The sequence below is a fragment of the Cryobacterium breve genome (assembly GCF_027594785.1).
Classification (GTDB): Bacteria; Actinomycetota; Actinomycetes; order Actinomycetales; family Microbacteriaceae; genus Cryobacterium; species Cryobacterium breve_A.
The window spans coordinates 1,281,188-1,303,633 of record NZ_CP075584.1; the positions used below are offsets into that span (position 1 = coordinate 1,281,188).

A 22,446-nucleotide genomic window follows, 5' to 3' on the forward strand; every position below is an offset into this window, starting at 1 on the left:
CGCGTGAGCGATGTGCTCTTTCCGAAGATGTCGGATGCCGAGGGTGCGACGGGCGTGATCGTCACGTGGTTCGTCGACTCGGGCGACCCGGTGAGCCCGAGCACCCTCATCGCCGAGGTGGCCATGGACAAGGTGGACGCCGAGGTCTACCCCGAGACGACCGGCACGATCACCCTGCTCGCGCAGGAAGAAGACGAGGTCGCGCAAGGGAGTGTGATCGCCCGAATCGACTAGGCCGCCGGTATCCGAGTCAGGCGAGGAAGCCGCACACCGCGACGACGGCCGCGAGGACGAGGTGGGCGTTGCCGCAATGGCAACGCCCACCGGAAACGAATCCGCACGGCCGGTGAACCCCGACGATCAATCAGGAGTCAGTGCGTGAAGTGGGACTCCTGCAGTTCGTACACCGGGGTGTCCAGGCCCTCCATCCGGGCCTTGATCTGCAGCGCCAGATAGTGGGAGTAGTGCCGGCTCTGGTGCAGGTTGCCGCCATGGATCCAGAGCCTGCTCCACGTTGGTGGGCTTCCACATGTTGCGCAATTCGCCTTCCCACGGTCCCGGGTCCTTGGGCGTGTCGGATCCATAGCCCCAGCACCGGCCCACCGTGTCGGCGACCTCGGGTGAAATCAGGTCGGCCAGCCATCCGTTCATCGACCCGTAGCCGGTGGCGTAGACGATCAGGTCGGCCTCCAGCGCGGTGCCGTCGGCGAGCACCACGGAGTCGCTCGTGATGCTCGCGATCTGTCCCGACTTGACCTTGACCCGGCCGTCGATGAGCAGCTGGGACGCACCCACGTCGATGTAGTATCCGGAGCCGCGGCGGAGGTACTTGAGGAACAGGCCGGAGCCGTCGGTGCCGAAATCCAGGTCGAAGCCGACCGCAGTGAGCTTCGCGTAGAAGTCGGCGTCACGCCGAGCCATCTCCTCGTAGACGGGAATCTGCGCCGTCGGGAGAATGCGGTACGGCAGGGACGCGAAGAGCAGGTCGGCCTTCTCGGTGGTCACCCCGTTGGCCAGCGCCCGTTCCGAGTAGAGGTCGCCGAGCGCCAGGTCCATCAGGGCGTCGCTGCGGGCGATGTGCGTGGAGGAGCGCTGCACCATCGTCACCTCTGCCCCGGTCTCCCACAGGTCGGCGCAGATGTCGTGGGCGGAGTTGTTGGAGCCGATCACGACGGCCTTCTTGCCTGCCCAGTCCCCGCCGCCCGCATGCTTGGACGAGTGGTGCTGCTGGCCGAGGAACGTCTCGGCCCCCTCGAAGACCGGGGTGTTCGGATACCCGGACACGCCCAGGGCGAAGATCAGCTGCTTGGGCCGCAGGGTGACCTTCTGCCCTTCGCGCACCACCTCGACGATCCACTCCTGAGCGGCTTCGTCGAAGGCGGCCTTGGTGCATTCCGTGCTCGACCAGTAGTTGAGTTCCATGATGCGGGTGTAGTGCTCCAGCCAGTCCCCGATCTTGTCCTTGGATGCGAAGACGGGCCAGTCCTCCGGGAACTTCAAGTAGGGCATGTGGTCGTACCAGACCGGGTCGTGCAGGTGCAGGGACTTGTAGCGGTTGCGCCACGAGTCACCGGGGCGCGCGTTCTTCTCGATCACGATCGTGGGAACGCCGAGCCGGCGCATCCGTGCGGCCAGGCCGATGCCGCCCTGGCCGCCGCCGACGATGACACAGTACGGCTGCTCGTCGTAGCCCAGGGAGGCCTCACTGGCGGTCTTCTTCTCCAACCAGGACTGCCGCCCCTTCAGGATTTCGTGTGTCACGCCCTGCTCGCGGTTGGCGCCCTTCTTCTCCTCGAACCCCTTGAGCTCCTGCATGGTGGTGAGCAGGGTCCAGCAGGCGCCGTTCCGCAGCCGCAGGTGCGCGTAGCCGCGGGCCTGGCCGGTCTCGAAGTTCACCCAGGCCTCGCTGGCGGCGGCGTCACCGGTCGCGTCTTCGGCGCGTGCCCAGCCGGAGGGCCGTACGTGCTCGAGCTGGGCCTCCAGCATGCGCCGGATGTCGTCCTTGCCCTCGAAGGTCTTGAGGTTCCAGGTGAACGACACGAAGTCCCGCCAGTAGCTGTCCTCTTCGAAGAGGGACACCGCGGCTTCGATGTCCCGGGATTGCAGTGCGGCGTCCAGGGCGGCGAGCCAGCGGTCGACGACCTCGTTCGCTGACTCAGGATTCGGTGATGCGGATCGTGGTGATTCAGGCATAGTCACTCCTTTGTGTGCGCTGAGTGAGGTCAGCCCAAGTGTGGAGCACTAGTGTTTCCCCATACTGATCCGGGCGTGACCTCACGCTCCAGTAGAAACCCGCGGGGGTTACACAGGCGTTACACCCACTGCGACTGTCAGTGGTCGAGTCAACCCAAGGAGCAGCGGATGCCTCACAGCCAGCAGGGATCCGGCGGCTTCCGTCCCCCGCCCGTGCCGCCCGACCTGCGCTTCTCCGCGCCCGGCGAATACGCGGCGCTCCTGCGGCGGGCCCACGACCTGGCCCTGTCCGGTGCAGCCCGGCCGAACGTCGACCCGGGCCTCTGGGCCTCCTGGCAGCGTGCCCTGGCGGTCGGGATCGATCCTGACGCGCACCTGCCACGACACCTGCACGAGGTGTCGGATGTCGTCTCACTGCGCCGCGCACATGCCCTGGCGGTAGTGATCCCCGCGCTCAGCGAGCTGCTCGCAGACGAGACCGCCTCCGGGCGGCACCTTCTGGTGTTGACCAATGCGCAGGGTGAGATCCTGTGGCGGGTCGGCAGCCCGGCCGTGCTGCGGCAGGCCGACGGGCTGGAGTTCGTCGAGGGCGCGGACTGGTCCGAGTCGGGGATCGGCACCAACGCGATCAGCGAGGTCGTTGTCAGCGGGCGGGCCGCGCAGCTCTTCTCGGCCGAACACCTCGTGCGCACGCACCACGACTGGGCGTGCACGGCGTCGCCCCTCCGCGACCCGCGCACCGGCGATCTGCTGGGTGTGCTGAACGTGTCGGGGCCACTCGACACCGTCACGGTCGACAGCATGCGGATGGTCAAGACCGGAGTGCGGCTCGCGGAGGAAATGTTGAAGGCCCGCCCGGGCACCGCGACGAGCAGCGGCCCCGACGCCGCAGTGGGCAGAACCGTCGACCGGCACCAGACCGGCATGGCACTCGAGCTCCTGGGCGACAACCCCGCGGTAGTCTTCGCCGGCGGCCGCCGGGTGCCACTGTCGCTCCGCCGGGCCGAGATCCTCGCCTTGCTCGACTCGCGGACCCGCGGCTGGAGCGCCGAGGAACTGGCCTACGAGGTGCACGGTGAGACCGGAGCCGCGTCAACGATCCGCATCGAGATGCACCGCATCCGGGCGGCCGTAGCGGGCCTGGTGGAGTCCAGTCCCTATCGGCTGACGGATGCCGTCCACGGCACCTCGGACGTGAGCCGGGTGCTGCGCTTGTTACGCAACGGGCAGCTCGCGGAGGCGCTGGATGCCTACTCGGCCCCGCTGCTCAGCCGCTCCGGGGCCTTCGCTATCGAGTCGCTCCGGATTGAGCTCAGCGATGCGGTCGGGGCCGCGGCCCGGGCGAGCGGCAGCGCTGAGCTGATCAAGCGCTGGTGCGTCACCGACATGGGCTCCACCGATGAGGACGCCGTCCAGGCGCTGGGGCGGCTGCTCGGTCAGCAGGATGCCGGATACCTTGCTTTCCGAGCGCGATCGGAGCGCCTGGACCGCGAGTTCGGGCTCCCCTGACAACGATGATCGAGGCACCTCCCGCGCGAACGTCACGGCGATCCACGAACTCGGCCCGCGCGGCCCTCGGGCACATCGCGTCTGGCGCGTTGCCGCACTCTGCTCCTACAATCGTTGCCGGGAGGGGTGCTCAATGTGGCCGGTGAATTCCGACCTGAGTGAATGCACCCCGGTACGACAGTGGAAGCAGAAGAGGTGAGGCATGGCACGGGAGGTCAGGGACCGCCGGACTATCCATCGGGAGCACGCACCGCACGTCGCGGCGCAGTGGCGGTGACGTCCGACGCCTCCCGCGAGCCGGGTTCCTCCCGTTTCTCCCGTCCCTCCGGTGAGTCGCTCGACCCAAAGATCCCGCCCGTGATCGACACCACGGTCGATGAACTCGCGGCGCGCGTGCGCCGGGTTCTCGCCGGGTCCGCCAAAGTGGCGCCGCGCATCATGCTGGGGCTCTGCGGCGCGCCCGGCTCGGGCAAGTCCACGCTCGCGGCCGCGCTCGTCGAGCGGCTCGGGGCCGAGACCGCCGTGATCGTGCCGATGGACGGCTTCCACCTCGCGACCGACCTGATCCGCGGCACGCCGCTCGCCGAACACCGCGGCGCGATCGACACCTTCGATCCCGGCTCGTACCTGTCGCTCCTCCGCCGGCTCCGCGCCCGCGACGAGGACGTCGTCTACGCCCCCTCGTTCCGCCGCGGCCTCGAGGAGCCGATCGCGGCATCCATCGCCATACCGCGCAGCGTGCCGGTGGTCATCACCGAGGGAAACTACCTACTCACCGATGCCCCGGTCTGGCTCGAGCCTGCGCGGCGAACTCGACACCGTCTGGTTCGTGGACACGCCAGACGCCGTGCGGCTGCCGCGACTGATCGGCCGGCACGTGCGCTTCGGGCGCGACCCGGCGGATGCCGCGGCGTTCGCCGGCGGAAGTGACCAGGCCAATGCAGACCTCATCAACCGCACTCGCGAGCGGGCGGACCTGATCCTGCGCCTCGTCGACTGACCGGTATTCGCGACGCCCCGGAGTGGGTGTGGGGGCGAGCCTCCGGTTACGCCTAGGCTCAGGTGACCCGGAAGGCCGCCATGACGCCCGCACCACAGAAGCCCGCCACCCTCGAAGCGAAGATCAAGCGGTTCGTCGGTTCGTTGAAGCCGCTGAGCTGGATCGCCGGCGGAATCGTCGTATTCGTCCTGCTGCTGGCTTCGATCGGAGGGTTCGGCACCCTCCTCGTGATGGCCGGGCTGATCGGGCTCGTGACGGCCCTCTATTCTGTCGTCTCCGGTCGTGGCTCCTGGGCTGCGCTGCCCTCACGCAAGGTGGCGGCGATTGCGCTCGCTGCAAGCCTCGTGCTCACACTGGTGGGCGGCGGCGTCCAGGCTGCGACACACCCCGCAGGGCGGCTCGCCGACACGTCCGCGGCGAGCGCAACGGCGAGCGCGACACCCAGCAGGCTCGAGTTCGATCGCGAAGGCAACGGCCACGGCCACACCGGTGGCGGCGTTCACCGAGGAATCGCCGGCCGACCCCACGAGCGTCACCGCAGCCTCCGATGCTGCGACGGTCGCGATCACCGACACCTCGGCGACCAACACCCTCGCCGTCACCCTGCTCGCGACTCTCGCCGTCAAGGGCAAGGCGCCCAAGACCGGCTACGACCGGGTCGGCGACTTCGGCACCGCCTGGCTCGACGTCGACCGCAACGGCTGCGACACCCGCAATGACGTTCTCGGCCGCGACCTCACGAGCGTCGTCAAGTCGGGAACGTGCAAGGTGATGTCCGGCACGATCGTCTCCCCGTACACGAACGCGACGATTTCCTTCGTGCGGGGAGCGGCGACATCCGCCCTCGTGCAGATCGACCACGTGGTGCCGCTCGCAAACGCCTGGCAGACCGGCGCGCAGCAGCTCAGCCAGGCGCAGCGCGTCTCGCTCGCGAACGATCCCCTCAACCTGCTCGCGGTCGACGGACGCTCCAACGAGCAGAAGAGCGACGGCGACACCGCGACCTGGCTGCCCGCGAACAAGGCATACCGGTGCCACTACGTCGCGCGGCAGATCTCGGTCAAGGCAACCTACGGCCTCTGGGTGACGCAGGCCGAACGGGATGCGATGACGCGCATCCTCGACACCTGCCCGACCGAGCCGGCTCTCACGTCCGGATTCGCGCCAGCGCCCGCACCCGTCGTCGTCGCCCCGGTGCCGGCGGCGCCCACTCCCGCCGCCCCTGCTCCCGAGCCCGCCCCGGCCGCCCCGGCACCCGCCGCCCCGGCGCCGGCGCCCGCCGCGCCGTCCGATGTCTATTACGAGAACTGCACGGCCGTCAGGGCCGCCGGTGCCGCACCGATCCACCCTGGCGACCCGGGCTGGCAGTCCAAGTTCGACCGCGACAAAGACGGGGTCGGCTGCGAGTAGCCCCGCCCACCTCTCTCGTGTCCACCCGGAATTTGCAGGAGTTAGGCCTCGCCAGACGCCGTGACCAAGAACTGAACTGAACTGAGCTGAGCTGAGCTGAGCTGAACGTCTCAGGTGGGCGACTCAGAGGCGGGTGAGCTCGTAGAGGGCCGCCTGCTCGGGGGCGAGGAGCGGGGCGGGCAGTCCGACCTCGGTGAGCACGGCTCCGCTCAGGGTCACCGAGCCGCGCCGCAGCCACGCCGGGGCGGCATCCTGTATCACCCGCGGCGCGACCGACGGCACGCCGGCCTCCCCCGCACCGGAACTCCCAGCGCCGGGGTCCACGGGCCCGCCGATCGTCAAAGGCCGCACCGTGTAGTGCGCGGCGGGGTCGAGCCCGGGAAACCGCAGCGGCGCAGGCAACGCGGTCCGCGGCGCGGCGAGCGCGACGTAGGCGAACACAGCGGATGCCCCGTCCGCGGCCACGACGCCGTGCAGGCTCGAGCGCGGGGTCCGATGCATCAGCGTGAACGACGGCACCGGAGTGCAACAGCGGGCGCAGCCGTGTGTACTCCGCGATCCACCCGGCGATGACCTCGAGCTCACCGGCCGAAGCCCGGGTGAGGTCCCACTCGATGCCGGCGCTGCCGAAGAGCGCGGTCGCGAGCCGGAAGCCGAGCGACGCGGTGCGGCCCGTGGTGTGCGCGGTCGCGGCGCCGAGGTGCCCGCCGAGGTATTCCGGCGGCACGAGCACGCCGGTGTATCGCTGGATCTGCTGCCGCTCGAGCGGGTCGTTGGTGTCGCTGGTCCAGACCCGGTCGACGAGTGGCAGGATGCCCAGGTCGATCCGCGCCCCGCCCGAGGCGCAGGACTCGATCTCCAGGCCCGGGTGCGCGGCGCGCAGCATGCCGAGCAGCCGGTAGACCGCCGACGTCTGCCGGTGCGCCGAGCCGCCGAGCAGGTCCCGGTTGTGATCCCACTTCAGATAGGCGATCGGGTACTCGTCGAGGAGGGCCGTGAGCCGGGCGAGCACGTACGCGAAGGCATCCGGATTGCCCAGGTCGAGCACCCGCTGGAACCGCCATTCGAGCGCACCGGCCGCACCGAGCACCCAGTCCGGATGCGCGTGCGCAAGCTCGGAGTCGAGGCTCACCATTTCCGGTTCGACCCAGAGCCCGAAGGAGAGGCCGGCCGCGTGCACCCGCTCGACGAGCGGATGCAGGCCGCCCGGCCAGGTCACGGGGTCGACGAACCAGTCGCCGAGCGCGCGCCTGTCATCGGTGCGTCCGGTGAACCAGCCATCGTCGAGCACGAACCGCTCGACCCCGACCTGTGCGGCGGCCTCGACCAGCCGGGTGAGCGTGGGCAGGTCGTGGTCGAAGTACACGGCCTCCCAGGTGTTGAGCACGACCGGGCGCAGGGTTCGCGCTGTCGCGTCCGCGGCAGGCGTCGCCCAGGACCGAATCCACGGATGCAGCCGCGCCGACAGTCCGTCCAGCCCGGCCGCCGAGTAGGCGGCAATCGTCCAGGGTGAGGTGTAGGCGGCCCCGGCGGGCAGGGCCAGTTCCCCGGGGGCGAGCAACTCGCCGGTCCCGAGGGTTGCGGCGCCGAGGGCGGAGCGTTCCGCCCAGACCCGCTTGTCGCCGCTCCACGCCAGGTGCACCGCCCACACCTCGCCGCGACGGAACCCGAACCCGGGCACCCCCGCGACCGAGAGGAACGGGTCGTCGTGGCCGGGCCGGCCGTGTCGGCTCTCGCGGCTCCAGATACCGTGCGCGAGCGTCGTGCGCTGCGGGCGGCGTTCGTGGCTCCACAGCCCGGTGAAATCGAGGAGTTCCCCGGCCCGGTCGGGCACGGGCAGGGTCACGTCGAGCGAGCCGAGTTCGAAGTCGGTGTCGCCCGTGTTGGTCAGGGTGTGCCGCACACGCAGCACCCCCTCGACTGTGAGTTCGAGGTCCGTCGACACCGAGACGGATGCCCCGGCATCCGCCGTGTCGATGCGGAGCATTCGTGCACCCTGGCTCTGCACCGCGTCGAGCCGCAGCGCGAGCTCGGCCGGCCGACCGCGCGCTGCAGTGCCCCGCCGGAACCCGGTCACCCCGGGCCGGCCGCTCCACCCCTCGGCGAGCGTCGGCAGCAGCGAGAGCCGCAGGGGCACGTCGATCGAACTCGGCGAGACCGCGGGAACCGCGGCGTCGGCGAGAACGGCCAGTTCGGCCCCGTTCAATTCCCCGAGGTCGGCACCCCAATGCACGATCACGGGAACGGCCGTGCCGCGGGCGTCCAGCACAAGGCTGGTGCCCGCGGCACGGAGGTGGAACAGCCCGGTCGGAGCATCCGCCTGGGGAGTGTGAATCACGAAGTTCGCTGCTAACTGCTCACTCGGCGTGAACGGATCGGACGGGCCAAACGGGTCGAGCGAGTGGTGCGGGCCGTGCGCGTCAGCTGACCCGCACGACCCGCAGGCTCCCCTACTTGTTGACGGGGATCGACTGCGCCGTCATGGCCGCAATCGTAGCCGTCTGCCCGGTCTTCAGGGCATCGATCAGGGTGCCCTTCTTGGTGACCGCAGCCTTGAATCCGTCCGAGACGTCGTTGTACGTCTGCGTCATGGTCGGGCCCCAGGTGAAGTCGGGCGAGACCTGCGAGGATGCCTTCGAGAAGACGTCGTAGATGGCCTGGCCACCGTAGAAGTCGACTCCGGCCTTGAGCGCGGGCAGTTCGAGGCCGGACTTGGCCGCCGGGTACAGGTTGGCGGACTTGTTCAGCAGGGTGAGCGCCTCATCGGAGGTGTTCAGCCAGAGCGCGAACTTCGCGGCCTCATAGGGGTGCTTCGATCCCTTGAAGACGGCGGTCGAGGATCCGCCCCAGTTGCCGCTGGCCTTGTCGCCGGCAGCCCACTGCGGGGACTCGGCGACGGCCCACTTGCCGGCCGTGTCGGGGGCACCGCTCGCGATGGAGTTTGCGCCCCAGGCTGCGGAGTTCCAGGTCCAGTCACTGCCGGTGTTGTAGGCGTTGTTCCACTCGTCGGTCCACGGCGGGTTGGTCGAGACGAGGTCCCGGTCGATCAGGTCCTGCCAGTATGCGGCCACCTTGGCGGTGGTCGGGTCGGTCAGGTTGACGGTCCAGTTGGTACCGTCGTTCTTGAACCAAGTGCCGCCGGCCTGCCAGACGAGTCCGGCGAACTGGTTGATGTCGCTCTGGGAGAAGTTGGTGATGTAGCCGCCGGTCGCGCGGATCTTCTCTGCGGCGGCGGTGTACTCGGCCCAGGTGGTCGGGATGGCGATGTTGTTCGCCTTGAACAGGTCGGCGCGGTAGAACATGGCCATGGGGCCGGCGTCCTGCGGGATCGCGTACACGGACTTGTCCTCGCCGAAGTTGACCTGTCCCCAGGTCCAGTCGACGAAGTCCTTCTTCGCATCGAGCACGCCGGCGCAGGCGGCGAGGTCGGTCAGGCCGTCCTGTACCCGGAAGTTCGGGAGCGCGTCGTACTCGATCTGGCCGAGGTCGGGCGCGTTGCCGGCCTTGAGCTGGTTGAAGAAGTTCTGGTAGGTGCCGCCGTTACCGTTCGGGCCGGTCTGCACCTTCACCTGGATGTCGGGGTTCGCCTTGTTCCAGACCGCCACGGCGTCATCCATGCCGGGGACCCAGGTGGTGAAGGTGAGGTCGACCTTGCCGGTGGACGGTGCGCAGGCTGCGGCAGCGGTGTCGGAGCTAGTGGTCGAGGCGGAGCAGCCGGTCAGGGCAACCGAAGCTGCGGCGAGCAGGGCAACGGCGACCGCTCTTTTCTTCATTCGCATGTGTCTTCTTCTTTTCTCTTGGGAAAGGAACCGTCCGGCGTTCCGGGCGGGTGGTGCTGTGGGTGATGCGGAGGTGAAGTGGGGGGGCTACTTGACCGAGCCGGCGCTGAGGCCGTTCCGCCAGAAGCGTTGAAGGAGCAGGAAGATGATGATGAGCGGGATGATCGACAGCAGCGCGCCGATGAGCACGTAGTCGCGCAGCACGGGGATCTGGTTGACCTGCGAGTTCCAGCCGTAGAGCCCGAGAGTGACCGGGAACAGCGTCTCGTCGCGCAGCATGATCAGCGGCAGGAAGAAGTTGTTCCAGATCGCGACGAACTGGAAGAGGAACACGGTGACCAGGGCGGGCACCATCATCCGCACCGAAACGGTGAAGAAGGTGCGCACCTCGCCGGCCCCGTCGAGGCGCGCGGCCTCGATCAGTTCGTCCGGCACGCTCGCCGAGGCGTAGATGCGGGCGAGGTAAACCCCGAACGGGCTGACGAGGCTCGGCAGGAACACCGACCAGAACGTGTTGGTGAGGCTGATCTGGCTGAAGATCAGGAACAGCGGCAGCGCCAGGGCCGTTGCGGGAACGAGCACCCCGCCGAGCACGACGTTGAAGATGAGTTCGCGTCCGGGGAACCGGTACTTGGCGAGGGCGTAGCCGCACATGCCGGCGATGATCGTTCCGACCAGGGCGCCGAGCCCGGCGTACAGCGCGCTGTTGAGCATCCATTTGAGGTAGACGCCGTCGCGGTAGCTGACCAGGGCGCCGATGTTCTGGAACAGGGAGAAGTCCGCGAACCAGAGCGGGTTCGTGCCGGTGAACTGGGCGCGGTCCTTCGTGGCGGCGACGAGCAGCCACCAGACCGGCACCAGGAAGTAGAGCGTGAAGACGCCCATCACGATCATGGCGCTGGCCCGGGCGAACGGGCTCTCGCGCTGGGCACGGGGCGGCTTCGCGGTCGAGGGGCGGATGCCGCGGGCCGGGCCGCCGGCACCGGTGGACGTCTCGGGGGTGGGGACCAGGGTGCTCACTTGGCTTCCTTCCGCTGGGTGAACTTGAGGAACGTGAACGAGAGCACGAAGGTGGCCAGGGCCAGCACCACCGAGAACGCGGCCGCGAGGTTGACGTTGGGGATCGACGAGGTCGTGTACACGGTGAGGTTCGGGGTGAACGTGCTCGTCACGGCGGAGCCTGAAGCTCCGGAACACCTGCGGCTCGGCGAGGAGTTGCAGGGTGCCGATGATGGAGAAGATCGCGGTGAGCACGATCGCGGGCATGATCAGCGGGATCTTCACCGACCAGGCGATGCGCAGCTGCCCGGCGCCGTCGAGGCGGGCGGCCTCGTAGAGCTCGGCCGGGATGGCCAGGAGCGCCGAGTAGATGATCAGCATGTTGTAGCCGACGTAGACCCAGGTGACGACGTTCGCGATCGCCCAGAGCACGAGGTCGGCGGAGAGGAAGTTGACGTTCTGGGTGACCGCGCTGAACGGCGACAGGTTCGGGGAGTAGAGGTAGCCCCACATGATCGCGGCGATGACACCGGGGACAGCGTATGGCACGAAGAAGGCGAGCCTGAAGAACTTCTTGCCGCGCACGAGCGGGGAGTCGAGCAGCAGCGCGAACAGCAGCGCGAGTCCGAGCATGATCGGCACCTGCACGGCGCCGAAGGCGAGCACCCGGCCGACGGACTGCCAGAACGGGCCGTTCTGGAAGACCAGCACGTACTGGCTGAAGCCGCCGAAGACCTCACTGGCCGCGCCGAAGGTGCCCTCCCGCTTGATCACGAGCAGGGACTCGTAGATCGCGTAGCCGATCGGCACGAGGTAGAACAGGGCGAACAGGACGCCGAACGGGAGCACGAAGATCAGGATCGCGCGCTTGTGCTGCACGCGGGGCCTCGCGGGCCGCGGGCGGGTGCCGGGCTGTCTCGCGAGCCGGCGGGCCGTGCGGGCGTCGCCGCCCGGGGCATCCGTGAATCGGGCGGTGGAAGCGCTCATGCTGCCGTGTCCTCTCTGATGACGCGCACGGCGCCGGCCGGTACGCGCACAATGCGGTCGACGGCGACGTCGGTGACGAGTTCGCGCCCGCTGGCTGCGATCTCGATCGTGCTGTGGCCGTGGTTGATGATGAAGAGGTAGCTGTGCGTCGCATCGGCGCGACGCACGACCTCGATCGAGCCGTCCGATTCCGGGCCGAGCGCGGTGACGTGCGCGGCCTGGGTGGCCGTGCGCATCACCTCACGCAGGGCGTCGGAGTCGAGGGCGGTGGCCAGGTACCAGGCGGTGCCGCGGCCGAAGCTGTTGCGGGTGATCGCAGGGAAGCCCGGCAGGGGGCCGTCGAGATACCGGGCGACCGCGGTTGCGCCGTCGAGGTGCAGCCGCTCGGTCCAGAGCCCGGCGGCCGCACCGGAGTCGAGGCCGACCTGGCGGCCAGGCAAGAGCGGGGAGAATTCCTCCACGCGGATGCCGAGCAGCTCGCGGAACGCTCCGGGGTAGCCGCCCGGGCGCACCCGGTCGTCCTCGTCGACGATGCCGCTGAAGAAGGTCACGACCGCGTGACCGCCGTTCGCGACGTAGTCGCTGAGGTTCGCGGCATCCGCGTCGTTCACCAGGTAGAGCGTGGGCACGACGACGAGCCGGTACCGGCCCAGGTCTGCATCCGGGGCGACCACGTCGACGGTCACGCCGAGCCGGTGCAACGCCGTGTACGCGGCGTGCATCTGGCCGAGGTACTCCACGGAGTGCGAGGGCCGGGACTCACCGTCACCGGCCCACCACGCCTCCCAGCTGAAGATGATCGCGGCGTCGGCAACGACCCGGGTGCCGGCGACGTCGACGAGCCGGTCGAGTGTGGCACCGAGCGCGACGACCTCGCGCCAGAGTTCGGTGTCGGTGCCGGCGTGGGGAACGAGCGCGGAGTGGAATTTCTCCGAGCCCTGCAGCGAGGCCCGCCATTGGAAGAAGCAGACCGCGTCCGCGCCGCGAGCGACATGGGTCAGCGAGTTCCGGGTCAGCTCCCCCGGAGCCTTGGCGAGGTTGTGAGGCTGCCAGTTCACGGCGCCGGTCGCCTGCTCCATCAGCAGCCAGGGTGCCCCGCCGGCGAGCCCGCGGGTGAGGTCTGCGGCGAAGGAGAGCTCGGTGACGGGGTCGCCGAGGCGGTGGTCGAGGTAGTGGTCGTTGGCGATCACGTCGACCTCGGGGGCCCACTGCCAGTAGTCGAGGTTGCGGATGTGCGCGGTGACCATGAAGTTGGTGGTGACCGGCACCGCGCTGTGGCGGCGGATGATGTCGCGTTCGCTGTGGTAGTAGTCGAGCAGTTCGTCGGAGCCTGAACCGGTGGAAGTCGAGAACCTGGCCGGGGTTGCGGCTCGAGAGGGTGAGGCGCGGTGTGAGGATCTCCGACCATTCGCCGTACTGCTGGCTCCAGAATGAGGTGCCCCAGGCCGCGTTGAGCGCGGCGATGGTGCCGTAGCGCGCCTGGAGCCAGCGCCGGAAGGCGACCGTGCTGTCTTCGTCGTAGCAGAGCGCGTTGTGGCAGCCGAGTTCGTTGGAGACGTGCCAGAGTGCGATCGCAGGGTGCCGGCCGTAGCGTTCGGCGACCTTCTCGACGAGGGCGAGGGCACGCTCGCGGAACACCGGCGAGCTCGGGCACCAGGCCTGGCGACCGCCGGGGTAACGGATGCTGCCGTCCTCGGTCTCCGGGAGGATCTCCGGGTGCAGCGTGGTGAGCCACGGCGGCGGCGAGGAAGTGCCGGTGCCGAGGTTGACCCGGATGCCGTTCGCGTGCAGCAAGTCGATGATCGTGTCGAGGTTGGCGAAGTCGTACTCCCCCGGCCGCGGCTCAATGTGGGACCAGCCGAAGATGTTGATCGCGACGAGGTCGACGCCGGCCTCGCGCATCAGCCGCATGTCCTCGGCCCACGTTTCGGGGCCCCACTGCTCGGGGTTGTAGTCGCACCCGTATGCGAGGCCGTCGTGGGCGAACGGGACCGCAGGGGCCGCCTCGTTCTGGACTGCTGCTCGCGCGTTCATCGGCTCCCTGACGTCATTGGCACCGGCATCCGCCGGATGGTCTGTGAACGTGCACAGAGCCGGCGGAAAAAAAGGCCGTACCGGTGATCTGTGAACGTACACAGAGTAAGTACGGATCGCGATCCGTGTCAAGGACCATTTCGCGAAACGGGCGATACAGTTATCGAATGGTGACCAATCCGGGGCGGCGCAGACGTGCCACGATCCACGATGTCGCCCTCGAGGCCGGGGTCTCGCGCGGCACCGTGAGCCGGGTCGTGAACGACGAGCCCTACGTGTCCGCCGAGGCGCGGATCGCGATCGAGGCCGCCATCGAGAAGGTCGGCTACGTGCCGAACACCGCCGCCCGCAACCTCGTCATGCAGCGCTCGCAGGCGATCGGTTTCATCGTGCACGAGCCACACTCGCTCTTCCTGGAAGACCCCAATATCGGCGAGATCCTGCTCGGGGCCAACGCCGCGCTGTCCCTCGCCGACTTCCAGATGGTCTGCCTCATCATCGACTCCGAGCGGGACACCGACCGGGTCGCCCGGTACCTCAGCGGCGGCTTCGTCGACGGGGTCATCGTCGTGTCGGCTCGCAAGAATGACCCGATCACGCGCATTATCGAGAAGCTGGGACTGCCGTCGGCGTTTGTCGGGCATCCGCCGGACCTGCGGCAACTGCCGTTCGTCGGCATCGACAACCGGAGCTCGGCGCGCGCGATCACGGACCGTCTGCTCGCCACCGGGCGCACGCGCGTCGGCATGATCGCTTCCGCCCTCGACCGCGACTCCGGTGCCGACCGTCTCGCCGGTTTCACGGATGCCCTCGGCCCCCTGTTCGACCCGGCCCTCGTCGCCCGGGTGCCGTTCTACGCGTATGCCGATGGCGTCAAGGGCATGCGTGCGCTGCTCGCCGCCGAGCCCCATCTCGACGGGGTGTTCGCGGCATCCGATGCCGTTGCGGCGGGCGCACTCGAGGCGCTCCGCGAGGCGGGTCGCAGCGTTCCAGGAGACGTCGGCGTCGTCGGCTTCGACGACAGCGCCTGGGCGTTGCGTTGCCAGCCGCTGCTCTCGACCGTGCACCAGCCGGCCGCGGGCCTCGGCGAGCGGGCCGCGGAGTCGGTGCTCGCCCAGCTGCGCGGCGAAGAACCCGAGCTCGGCGGCATCCTGCTCACCACCCCGATCGTCTGGCGCGACTCCGCCTGACCCGTCTGCCCCGCCCCGCACCCGTCGCTCTCCCTCGCGAGAGTACGTTTTTGGCCCTTTAAACCACGGGTTTAAAGGGCCAAAAGTGTACTCTCGCGGGAGGTCGTGGCCTGGTTCGTGGAGCGGGAGCGGGAGCGGGAGCGGGGGTGTGGCTGCTAGCGGCCGAGCCAGCCGCCGTCGACGGGGAGGACGATGCCGTTCACGTAGTCCGAGGCGGCGGATGCGAGGAAGACCGTCGCTCCGGCGAGGTCGGCGGGGGTGCCCCAGCGGGCGGCGGGGATCCGTTCGAGGATGGCGTCGGACCGGCCGGCATCGTCCTGGAGGGCCTGGGTGTTGTCGGTCGCGAAGTACCCGGGGGCGATGGCGTTGACGTTGACGCCGAGCGGCGCCCACTCGTTGGAGAGGGCCTTGGTGAGTCCGGCGATCGCGGACTTCGAGGCCGTGTACCCGGGCACGTTGAGCCCACCCTGGAAGCTCAGCAGCGAGGCGGTGAAGATGATCTTGCCGTGTCCCTGCGCGATCATGGTGCGGCCGATCTCCCGGCTGAGCACGAACTGGCTCGAGAGGTTGACGGCGATCACGCGGTCCCACATCTCGTCGAGGTGCTCGGCGGCGGGCGCGCGGGCGATGGTGCCGGCGTTGTTGACGAGCACGTCGACCGGGCCGAGCGCCGTGATCTCGGCGGCGAGGGCGGTCACTGCGGCCCGGTCGGCGAAGTCGGCGTGCAGTGCGGTGAACCGGCGCCCGAGAGCGGTGACCGCGGTCTCGATCGCGCTGCCGTGTTCGGGCATCCTCGACGAGACGCCGACGATGTCCGCCCCGGCCTCGGCGAGGGCGACGGCCATGGCGAAACCGATGCCGCGGCTCGCGCCGGTGACGACGGCGGTCTTGCCGCTGAGGTCGAAGAGATTCAGGACACTCATGAGTTGTTTCCTAACGTTGTGGTCGCGAATGCGCTTCCCTGGTAGCCGAGGGCGTTGGAGATCGCGGCAGCGGCCTGCAGCAGGGGCCCGGACATCGCCTCGATCTGGGCGTCGGTGTGCTCGATCGAGAGCGTGGACACGCTGAGACCGTAGCGAACGGTTCCGGTGTGGTCGAAGAGGGGCGCCGCGATGCAGGCGATTCCGGGCACGTTCTCGCCGCGGTCGCGGGCGGTGCCGCGCGAGCGCACGTCGGCGATCTCGCGGCGGAAGGCGTCCGGGTCGGTGATCGAGGCATCCGTCACCCGGGCGAGGCCGGCGCTTGCGATGATGCGGTCGACGGTGCCATCGGGATAGCTCGCGAGGATGACCTTGCCGATGCCGGTGGTGTGCAGCGGGGCGGCGTGGCCGACGCGGGACGGCATTGTGTACGGTTTGCGGGAGTCGCTGCGCATCACGTAGACGATCGAGTCGCCGGAGAGGTAGCCGATGTGGACGGTGCAGTCCACGGTGGCGACGAGGTCGTCGACGAAGGGTTGGGCGATCGCGGAGATGTCGATGCCGGCGAGCGCCCGGCCGGCGATCGCGAGGAGCGCCGGGCCCGGCAGGTAGCTGCCGGCCGGGTCGGTGGCGAGGAATCGCTGGGTCACGAGGGTCGCGAGCAGGCGGTGCACGGTGGCCTTGGGCAGGCCGGTCGCGGCGACGACGTCCGAGAATCTCGGATGCTCGAGGGCGGCCTCGAGCACAAGGAGGGTGCGCTCGGCGGCGCCGGCCGGGGCGGCGGGGTGCGCGGCGAGGTGCGCGGCGGCGTGCCCGGCGTCCGCCGGCGTTGACGAGGGCAGAACGGGCGCAACGTCCGAGGCGACCCGGACGGCGGCGGGGGCCGACGGCATCCGCTCGCCGGCCAGGTCAGCGGTCATCAGGAAACGGCCGTGATGTCCACGGCGTCCATGTCGTCGAAGGACTGGTTCTCGCCGGCCATGGCCCAGATGAAGGAGTAGTTCGAGGTGCCGACGCCAGAGTGGATCGACCAGCTCGGCGCGATGGTCGCCTGGCGGTTGGCGACGATCAGGTGGCGGGTTTCGGTCGGCTCGCCCATCAGGTGCACGACGCGGGCGGCCTCGGGCAGGTCGAAATAGAGGTAGGCCTCCATGCGACGGTCGTGGGTGTGCGCCGGCATGGTGTTCCACATGCTGCCCTCGTGCAGGCTCGTCACGCCCATCACGACCTGGCAGCTGCGCACGCCGTTCTCGTGGATGTACTGGTTGAGCGTGCGACGGTTCGACGTGGACTGGTCGCCGAGCTCGCGCACGATGCCGGTTCCGGCGGGCACGAGAGTGGTCGGGTACGCGGTGTGCGCCGGAGCGGAGAAGACATAGAAGCGGGCGGCGTCTTCGGTCTCGGGCGCGGCGCTCGCGCTGTCCGAGATGAATTCGACGACGGATGCCCCGCGCCCGATGTACAGGCACGATCCGTGTCCGAGGTCGAACGGCACGCCATCGACGACAACGGTTCCGGATCCGCCGACGTTGACGACCCCGGCCTCGCGGCGCTCGAAGAAGTGGTCGGTGCGCAGTTCGGGGAAGCTCTCGAGCGTGAGCGGGGACGTGACCGGGCTGACCCCGACCAGGATGACGCGGTCTTCGTGCGAGTAGACGGCCCGCAGTTCGTCGTCGACGAAGAGGTCGGTGACGAGGAAGCGTTCGCGCAGTTCGGCGGTCGTCATTCCCTGAACTTCGGTCGGGCTGGTGGCATTGCGGATCTGCACGGAGACTCCTTGCGCTTCACGGCCCCAAAATGGAACTTAGTTCCATTCTGAGCGCTGATGCGCCCTCGGTCAAACCGACAGCGACCGTCGGACTGGTGTGACGAGCCTCGAATGGGGGATCCGGCTGCCGCGCGGCCACCCGATAGCCTGACGAGAGGTGCGCTGGTGTATCCCGTGGATGCCCAACCGACGTCCCCCGATCACCGATGAAGCGAGGACCGCATGGGCACCGGAACAGGAGCCGACACGACCGCAGCCGGCGGGGATCGGCCCAGCCCCGCACCGGGTGGCGCGGACGGGCCTGACTCGACCTCCCCTGCCGACGGATCCGCGGTGCGGCTCCCGGTGCGGTCCCGGAAGCAGCGAACCGTGCTCGCTGTGACAATCGCCATCGGTCTCGCGACCCTCCTTACCGCCGGGATCGGCATCCCGCTGGCTTCGGCCGAACACGATCGGGTCGTCGCCGAGGACGCGAGGCGTGCGACCCTCGCGGCGACGGCCGCGCGAGCCGTGAGTGAACTGGCGGCGCTGCGCACCGAAGTCGCCCTTTTCGTTCTCCCGTTGGATGACTTCGATACGGGCCTGGCCGGTGTCGTCGACCCGACCCTCGTCGCTCAAGTGAACGTCGCCCGGGACCGGCTGAGCTTGGCCGCGCACGCCGGTTACCCCCGGGCGATCGCCGAAGCTCGCTCCGTCGTCGTACGACGGCTCCAGGCCATCGCGGATGCGGAAGCCACCGCAGCGGAGACCGCCGTCGGCGTGCAGACCGCTGCCGATCAGAACTCCCGGGATGCTGTCACCACGGCCGTTCGCGCACTGCGCGCCGCGGCCATCACCCACGGGGAACTGCCGAAGGCCTTCACCGCGGTCGTCGTCGCGAATGCCGCACTGACGGCAAATCAGGCGGCCGCCGTGGCCGCAGCCCAAGCCGCGGCCGAAGCCGCCGCCGCTGAAGCCGCACGGGTCGCCGCAGCGACCGCCTCCCGGAATTCCGGTGCCTCCGGGAGTTCCGGGTCGAGCGGAACCGGCAGCACCGGCGGCACGACGCCCAGCTACCCGGACATCAAGTTCCTGCCCCACCCCACCTTCCTGGACCCTCCCGTTGTCCAGAACAACGCCAACTACCGACCCATGTGCCAGGGCGAGGCCTTCGACGACATCATGGTCGAGGGCGGCACCTCGTATACCTTCGACTACGACTTCGCGTATTCATACATTGTCCGGATTGCCTTCGAGACGAGACAGTGGCGCCTGACCGTCTTCGCCTGCCTCTGACACCGGCCGCCACGTCGCGCCACTGGTGCACTCCCCCGCCACACCCGGCAGCGCGGGTACGTCCGGGACGGGCCGCACCCACGCCAGTCACGAACACCGCGGTCCAGAGCGGTCGCGAGCGCGACAGCCGCGCACCGAACCGCCCCCTAGGCTGGCGGGATGGCCGACTCCAGCTCCAGCCCAGCGCACGACGCCAGCCCGGTGGAACCGGCGACACCGGCAGCATCCGGTTTCGTCGCCGCATTCGGCCGGCGCCTGGAACGCCTCGATCGTTGGGCGGACGCGATCGGCATCGGCCGCAAGCGGCTGATCCTCCGCACGGTGTGCCTGCTCCTCACCCTGGCCGGGCTGGCCATGCTGCTCGGCAAGGATCTCACCCCGCCCGACACCCTCGACCAGTACCTGCACCCGGCCAAGACCTCCGCAGACGAGTTCCTGATCCGCAACCTCTCCGTCGACTACACGCTCGACGCCGACGCGCAGGGCCACTCGCGGGCGACCGTGCTCGAGACCGTCGATGGAATCTTCGGCTCCGACTCCACGGCCACCGGCATCACCCGTTACCTGGTCGCCGAAAGCCGCGGCCACACCGTGCACACCACGGTGACCTCGGTGACGGATGCCGGGGGCACCGCCGTTCCGTTCACGGTCACCCGCAGCGGCGACACCTGGAAGATCTCCACCGACACCGGCGCCCGACTCGTCGGCGACCACCGGTTCCTGATCCGTTATGTACAGACCGAGCTGACCGATCATGTCCAGGACGCCCAGAACACCGCGTTCGAGGACAGCCTGAACTGGAGCGTGACCGGCGAACGCTGGCTGCAGGGCATCGGCGGCATCGACGTGACCGTGCGCATGGACACAGCGCTCGCGGCGCACTTGACCGGAGAACCGACCTGGGGCGTCGCCTGGGCGATCCTGGGCAGCACCGCCTCATTCGACCGGGTCGCCGACGACGATCCCCTCGCCCAGCCCGGGCAGGCGGTCTTCCACAACCGGGTGTTGTCTACTCTGCCGCCGTTCGGCACGGTCTGGGTGGAGTTCCACTTCGCCGACGGCACTTTCGTGCCCTCCGACCGCTCGCTCCTCGAGTGGATGCGCCTGCTCGCGCCGTTCCTGCCGATCCTGGTGGGCGTCGGGCTGCTCCTGCTCGGGCTCCTCGCCCGGGCCACGGTGTGGCGGAATGCCTCAGGTCGCGGCATCGTCATTGCCGAGAGCACGCCCCAGGCGGGCGTCGACCTCATGCTCGCCTCACACATCCTGGGCCGGAGCCGCCGGTCCATCGTGGCCTCCCTGCTCGACCTGGCCGTGCGCGGAAACGTGCGACTGCTCCGGGTGAGTCCCGTGACCGACGGCAGGGTCGACGGCGGCAACGACGGCGCGAACTCCCCCGCCGGCCGGCACTGGTACGAGTTCGAATACGTGCATGAGACGGCCCTGACCGACGCCGACAAGGACCTGCTCAACGCCGTCTTCGGCGACGCCCGCATCATCAGCACGAAGAGACGTCCCGCCAAACGCTCGATGCGACCCGTTCGCCTTGACGTGCGCGGCGGACTGCTGCGACCGGCATTCCGGCAACTGAGCCTGCGCGGCTGGCGCCGGTCGCTCGCCGAGGCCTACCGACGGGTGCCGAACGGTTTCGTCAGGGACCTGCTGACCTGGGGCGTCATCGCCACGACCGCCCTGCAGTGGGGTCTCTCCCGCCAACTCGCCTACGACGGCATCGAATCGCAGGCCTGGTTGCTGTTCTGGGTGAGCGTGGCGAGCGCCGCCGTCACTTTCAGCGCCTTCGCTCTTGCCGTGACCCGCTACCCGCTGACCCGGAAGGGCGCCCTCGCCCGGGAGCACCTGCTCGGCCTGCGGGAATACATCCGGGTCGCCGAGCAACTCCGGATCAACTTCCTGCAGAGCCCCTCCGGCGCGCTGTACACCCAGCGCCGGGCATCCGTCGAGGTCGCCGACCTCACGGACCCGCTGCTCGCCTACGCCATCCTGTTCGGCCTGGAGCGTGGCTGGCGACGCGAGCTCGACCTCGCGTCGGCCGGCGCGCTGCCCCGCGGCTGGTGGCTCCCGCGGGACCTTGACCGCACCCCCTGAACATGCGAAGGTAAGGAAATTCTGTCGATCGGCGTGACGAATGAGCTGCGACACCGTCCTACCAATGACGGATGTCGCTTGAGAGTGGCCGCCGAGCCGCGCGGGACCGAGCCCCCGCGCCCAACCCGGAGGACACCATGACGAGCACCGACCTGACCACCCCGAACGAGCGCGGCACCGACGCGCCCGGCACGTTCCTGCGAGGATCCGACGCCGACGCGGCCACCCGGACCGGCCTGGCCGCGGTCGTCTACAACCCGATCAAGGTCGACCTTCCCGCGCTCAAGGCCTCCGTCGCCACCGAAGAGTCCGCCGCCGGCTGGCCGGAGACACTCTGGTTCGAGACCTCGAAAGACGACCCGGGACAGGGCGCGGCCCGGCAGGCGATCGAGGCGGGCGCATCCGTCATCATCGTGGCGGGCGGCGACGGCACCGTGCGCGCGGTCGCCGAGGTCGTGCACGGCACCGACCGCGCGCTCGTCCTGCTGCCCTCGGGCACCGGGAACCTGCTCGCCCGCAACCTGAAACTCGCCCTCGACGATGCCGCAGGGTCGATCCGCTCGGCGTTCACCGGGGTCGACCGCGCCATCGACGTGGGCATGATCGACATCCGGCGCGGCGACGGCACGGTCGACCGACACGCGTACCTGGTGATGGCCGGTCTCGGTCTCGACGCCAAGATGCTCGCCAACACCGACGACGACCTCAAGGCGAAGGTCGGCTGGCTGGCCTACGTGAAGGCCGTCGTCGCCGTGGGGCAGGACCGGAACGACCTGCACTTCCGGTACAGCCTCGACAAGCAGCCCGCGCAGTCCATGCGGGCGCACACGATCATGATCGGTAATTGCGGCCTGCTTCCGGCCGAGATCGTGTTGCTGCCCGACGCGGTCGTCGACGACGGGCACTTCGACATCGTCGTGCTCAAGCCGAAGGGGGTCCTCGGCTGGGTGCAGATCCTGTCCAAGGTGATCTGGGAGAACGGAGTGCTCAGCCGCACCCCGCTGGGGCGCCGGTTGAGGACCAAGGACGTCGACGCCCTTTAACTACGCGACCGGGACCGAGCTCGTCGTGCGCCTGCACCGGCCAGAATCGAGCTCGATGGCGACGAATTCGGTTCGGCCATCGCGTTCAAGACCTGGGTCTCTCCGGGCGGCCTCACGGTGCGAGTGCCCGCCCCGACCGCGTAGCCGTTGCGGCCGGGACCCGGCCTGCACCGGGTTCGCGGCCGCTGCGACGGTGACCGGAGCGCCGGTGATGCGCACCCGGCGAAACCGCCGAG

General features: G+C 69.3%; 16 protein-coding genes and 4 pseudogenes. 8 read left to right on the forward strand and 12 right to left on the reverse strand.

Features of this window, described 5'->3' with window-relative positions:
- Window positions 1-3 precede the first annotated feature (3 nt).
- Entirely contained in the window at window positions 4-234 is a 231-nt protein-coding gene (locus tag KIV56_RS06240; RefSeq protein ID WP_281535561.1) for a lipoyl domain-containing protein, read from the forward strand.
- A gap of 137 nt (window positions 235-371) precedes the next feature.
- Here KIV56_RS06240 and KIV56_RS06245 read toward each other — a convergent pair.
- Window positions 372-2,193 (reverse strand): annotated as a pseudogene (locus KIV56_RS06245) (NAD(P)-binding domain-containing protein).
- Window positions 2,194-2,361: 168 nt separating this feature from the next.
- On the opposite strand from KIV56_RS06245, the gene KIV56_RS06250 reads away from it, so the two are divergent.
- From KIV56_RS06250 to KIV56_RS06260, 3 genes are all read left to right on the forward strand, one after another.
- On the forward strand, window positions 2,362-3,702 hold the full coding sequence (locus KIV56_RS06250; RefSeq protein ID WP_281535562.1) for a transcriptional regulator: 1,341 nt from the start codon (window positions 2,362-2,364) through the stop codon (window positions 3,700-3,702).
- A gap of 357 nt (window positions 3,703-4,059) precedes the next feature.
- Complete coding sequence (locus KIV56_RS06255; RefSeq protein WP_281535563.1) at window positions 4,060-4,632, forward strand: nucleoside/nucleotide kinase family protein; 573 nt, start codon at window positions 4,060-4,062, stop codon at window positions 4,630-4,632.
- 559 nt (window positions 4,633-5,191) lie between these two features.
- Window positions 5,192-6,112 (forward strand): GmrSD restriction endonuclease domain-containing protein, encoded by a 921-nt coding sequence (locus KIV56_RS06260; RefSeq protein WP_281535564.1) that lies wholly within the window; start codon window positions 5,192-5,194, stop codon window positions 6,110-6,112.
- Between the two features lie 123 nt (window positions 6,113-6,235).
- Here KIV56_RS06260 and KIV56_RS19515 read toward each other — a convergent pair whose 3' ends face one another.
- The 7 genes and pseudogenes from KIV56_RS19515 to KIV56_RS19525 all read right to left on the reverse strand — a co-directional run.
- Window positions 6,236-6,613, reverse strand: coding sequence for a GH36 C-terminal domain-containing protein (locus KIV56_RS19515; protein ID WP_348648546.1), 378 nt, complete (start codon window positions 6,611-6,613; stop codon window positions 6,236-6,238).
- 76 nt (window positions 6,614-6,689) lie between these two features.
- Window positions 6,690-8,450, reverse strand: a pseudogene (locus tag KIV56_RS06265) (alpha-galactosidase); the annotation flags it as partial.
- 112 nt (window positions 8,451-8,562) lie between these two features.
- Window positions 8,563-9,891, reverse strand: coding sequence for an ABC transporter substrate-binding protein (locus KIV56_RS06270; protein ID WP_432432609.1), 1,329 nt, complete (start codon window positions 9,889-9,891; stop codon window positions 8,563-8,565).
- An 87-nt stretch (window positions 9,892-9,978) separates the two neighbouring features.
- On the reverse strand, window positions 9,979-10,785 hold the full coding sequence (locus KIV56_RS06275; protein WP_134446013.1) for a carbohydrate ABC transporter permease: 807 nt from the start codon (window positions 10,783-10,785) through the stop codon (window positions 9,979-9,981).
- Between the two features lie 122 nt (window positions 10,786-10,907).
- Window positions 10,908-11,769, reverse strand: a pseudogene (locus tag KIV56_RS06280) (carbohydrate ABC transporter permease).
- Between the two features lie 104 nt (window positions 11,770-11,873).
- The gene (locus tag KIV56_RS19520) at window positions 11,874-13,145 is read right to left on the reverse strand and encodes a beta-galactosidase (protein ID WP_348648484.1); all 1,272 of its coding nucleotides are present in this window, start codon (window positions 13,143-13,145) and stop codon (window positions 11,874-11,876) included.
- Window positions 13,146-13,248: 103 nt separating this feature from the next.
- Window positions 13,249-13,911, reverse strand: a pseudogene (locus tag KIV56_RS19525) (beta-galactosidase); the annotation flags it as partial.
- A gap of 167 nt (window positions 13,912-14,078) precedes the next feature.
- On the opposite strand from KIV56_RS19525, the gene KIV56_RS06290 reads away from it, so the two are divergent.
- Window positions 14,079-15,101, forward strand: coding sequence for a LacI family DNA-binding transcriptional regulator (locus KIV56_RS06290; RefSeq protein WP_281535566.1), 1,023 nt, complete (start codon window positions 14,079-14,081; stop codon window positions 15,099-15,101).
- A gap of 155 nt (window positions 15,102-15,256) precedes the next feature.
- Here the strand turns inward: KIV56_RS06290 and KIV56_RS06295 are convergent, their stop codons facing one another.
- Genes KIV56_RS06295 through kduI form a run of 3 tightly spaced genes read right to left on the reverse strand, consistent with a single transcriptional unit; the run spans window position 15,257 to window position 17,789 of the window.
- The gene (locus KIV56_RS06295) at window positions 15,257-16,024 is read right to left on the reverse strand and encodes an SDR family NAD(P)-dependent oxidoreductase (protein WP_281535567.1); all 768 of its coding nucleotides are present in this window, start codon (window positions 16,022-16,024) and stop codon (window positions 15,257-15,259) included.
- Window positions 16,021-16,941 carry an IclR family transcriptional regulator gene (locus KIV56_RS06300; protein ID WP_281535568.1) on the reverse strand — a complete coding sequence of 307 codons (921 nt, stop codon included), beginning with the start codon at window positions 16,939-16,941 and terminating at the stop codon, window positions 16,021-16,023. Before KIV56_RS06300 ends, KIV56_RS06295 begins: the two co-directional genes overlap by 4 nt.
- Window positions 16,941-17,789, reverse strand: coding sequence for a 5-dehydro-4-deoxy-D-glucuronate isomerase (gene kduI / locus KIV56_RS06305; protein ID WP_281535569.1), 849 nt, complete (start codon window positions 17,787-17,789; stop codon window positions 16,941-16,943). Before kduI ends, KIV56_RS06300 begins: the two co-directional genes overlap by 1 nt.
- A 369-nt stretch (window positions 17,790-18,158) precedes the next feature.
- On the opposite strand from kduI, the gene KIV56_RS06310 reads away from it, so the two are divergent.
- From KIV56_RS06310 to KIV56_RS06320, 3 genes are all read left to right on the forward strand, one after another.
- Entirely contained in the window at window positions 18,159-19,064 is a 906-nt protein-coding gene (locus tag KIV56_RS06310) for a hypothetical protein (protein WP_281535570.1), read from the forward strand.
- A gap of 159 nt (window positions 19,065-19,223) precedes the next feature.
- The gene (locus KIV56_RS06315) at window positions 19,224-21,167 is read left to right on the forward strand and encodes a DUF2207 family protein (protein ID WP_281535571.1); all 1,944 of its coding nucleotides are present in this window, start codon (window positions 19,224-19,226) and stop codon (window positions 21,165-21,167) included.
- A gap of 137 nt (window positions 21,168-21,304) precedes the next feature.
- Entirely contained in the window at window positions 21,305-22,210 is a 906-nt protein-coding gene (locus tag KIV56_RS06320; RefSeq protein WP_281535572.1) for a diacylglycerol/lipid kinase family protein, read from the forward strand.
- Here the strand turns inward: KIV56_RS06320 and KIV56_RS06325 are convergent, their stop codons facing one another.
- On the reverse strand, window positions 22,211-22,429 hold the full coding sequence (locus KIV56_RS06325; protein WP_281535573.1) for a hypothetical protein: 219 nt from the start codon (window positions 22,427-22,429) through the stop codon (window positions 22,211-22,213).
- Window positions 22,430-22,446 lie beyond the last annotated feature (17 nt).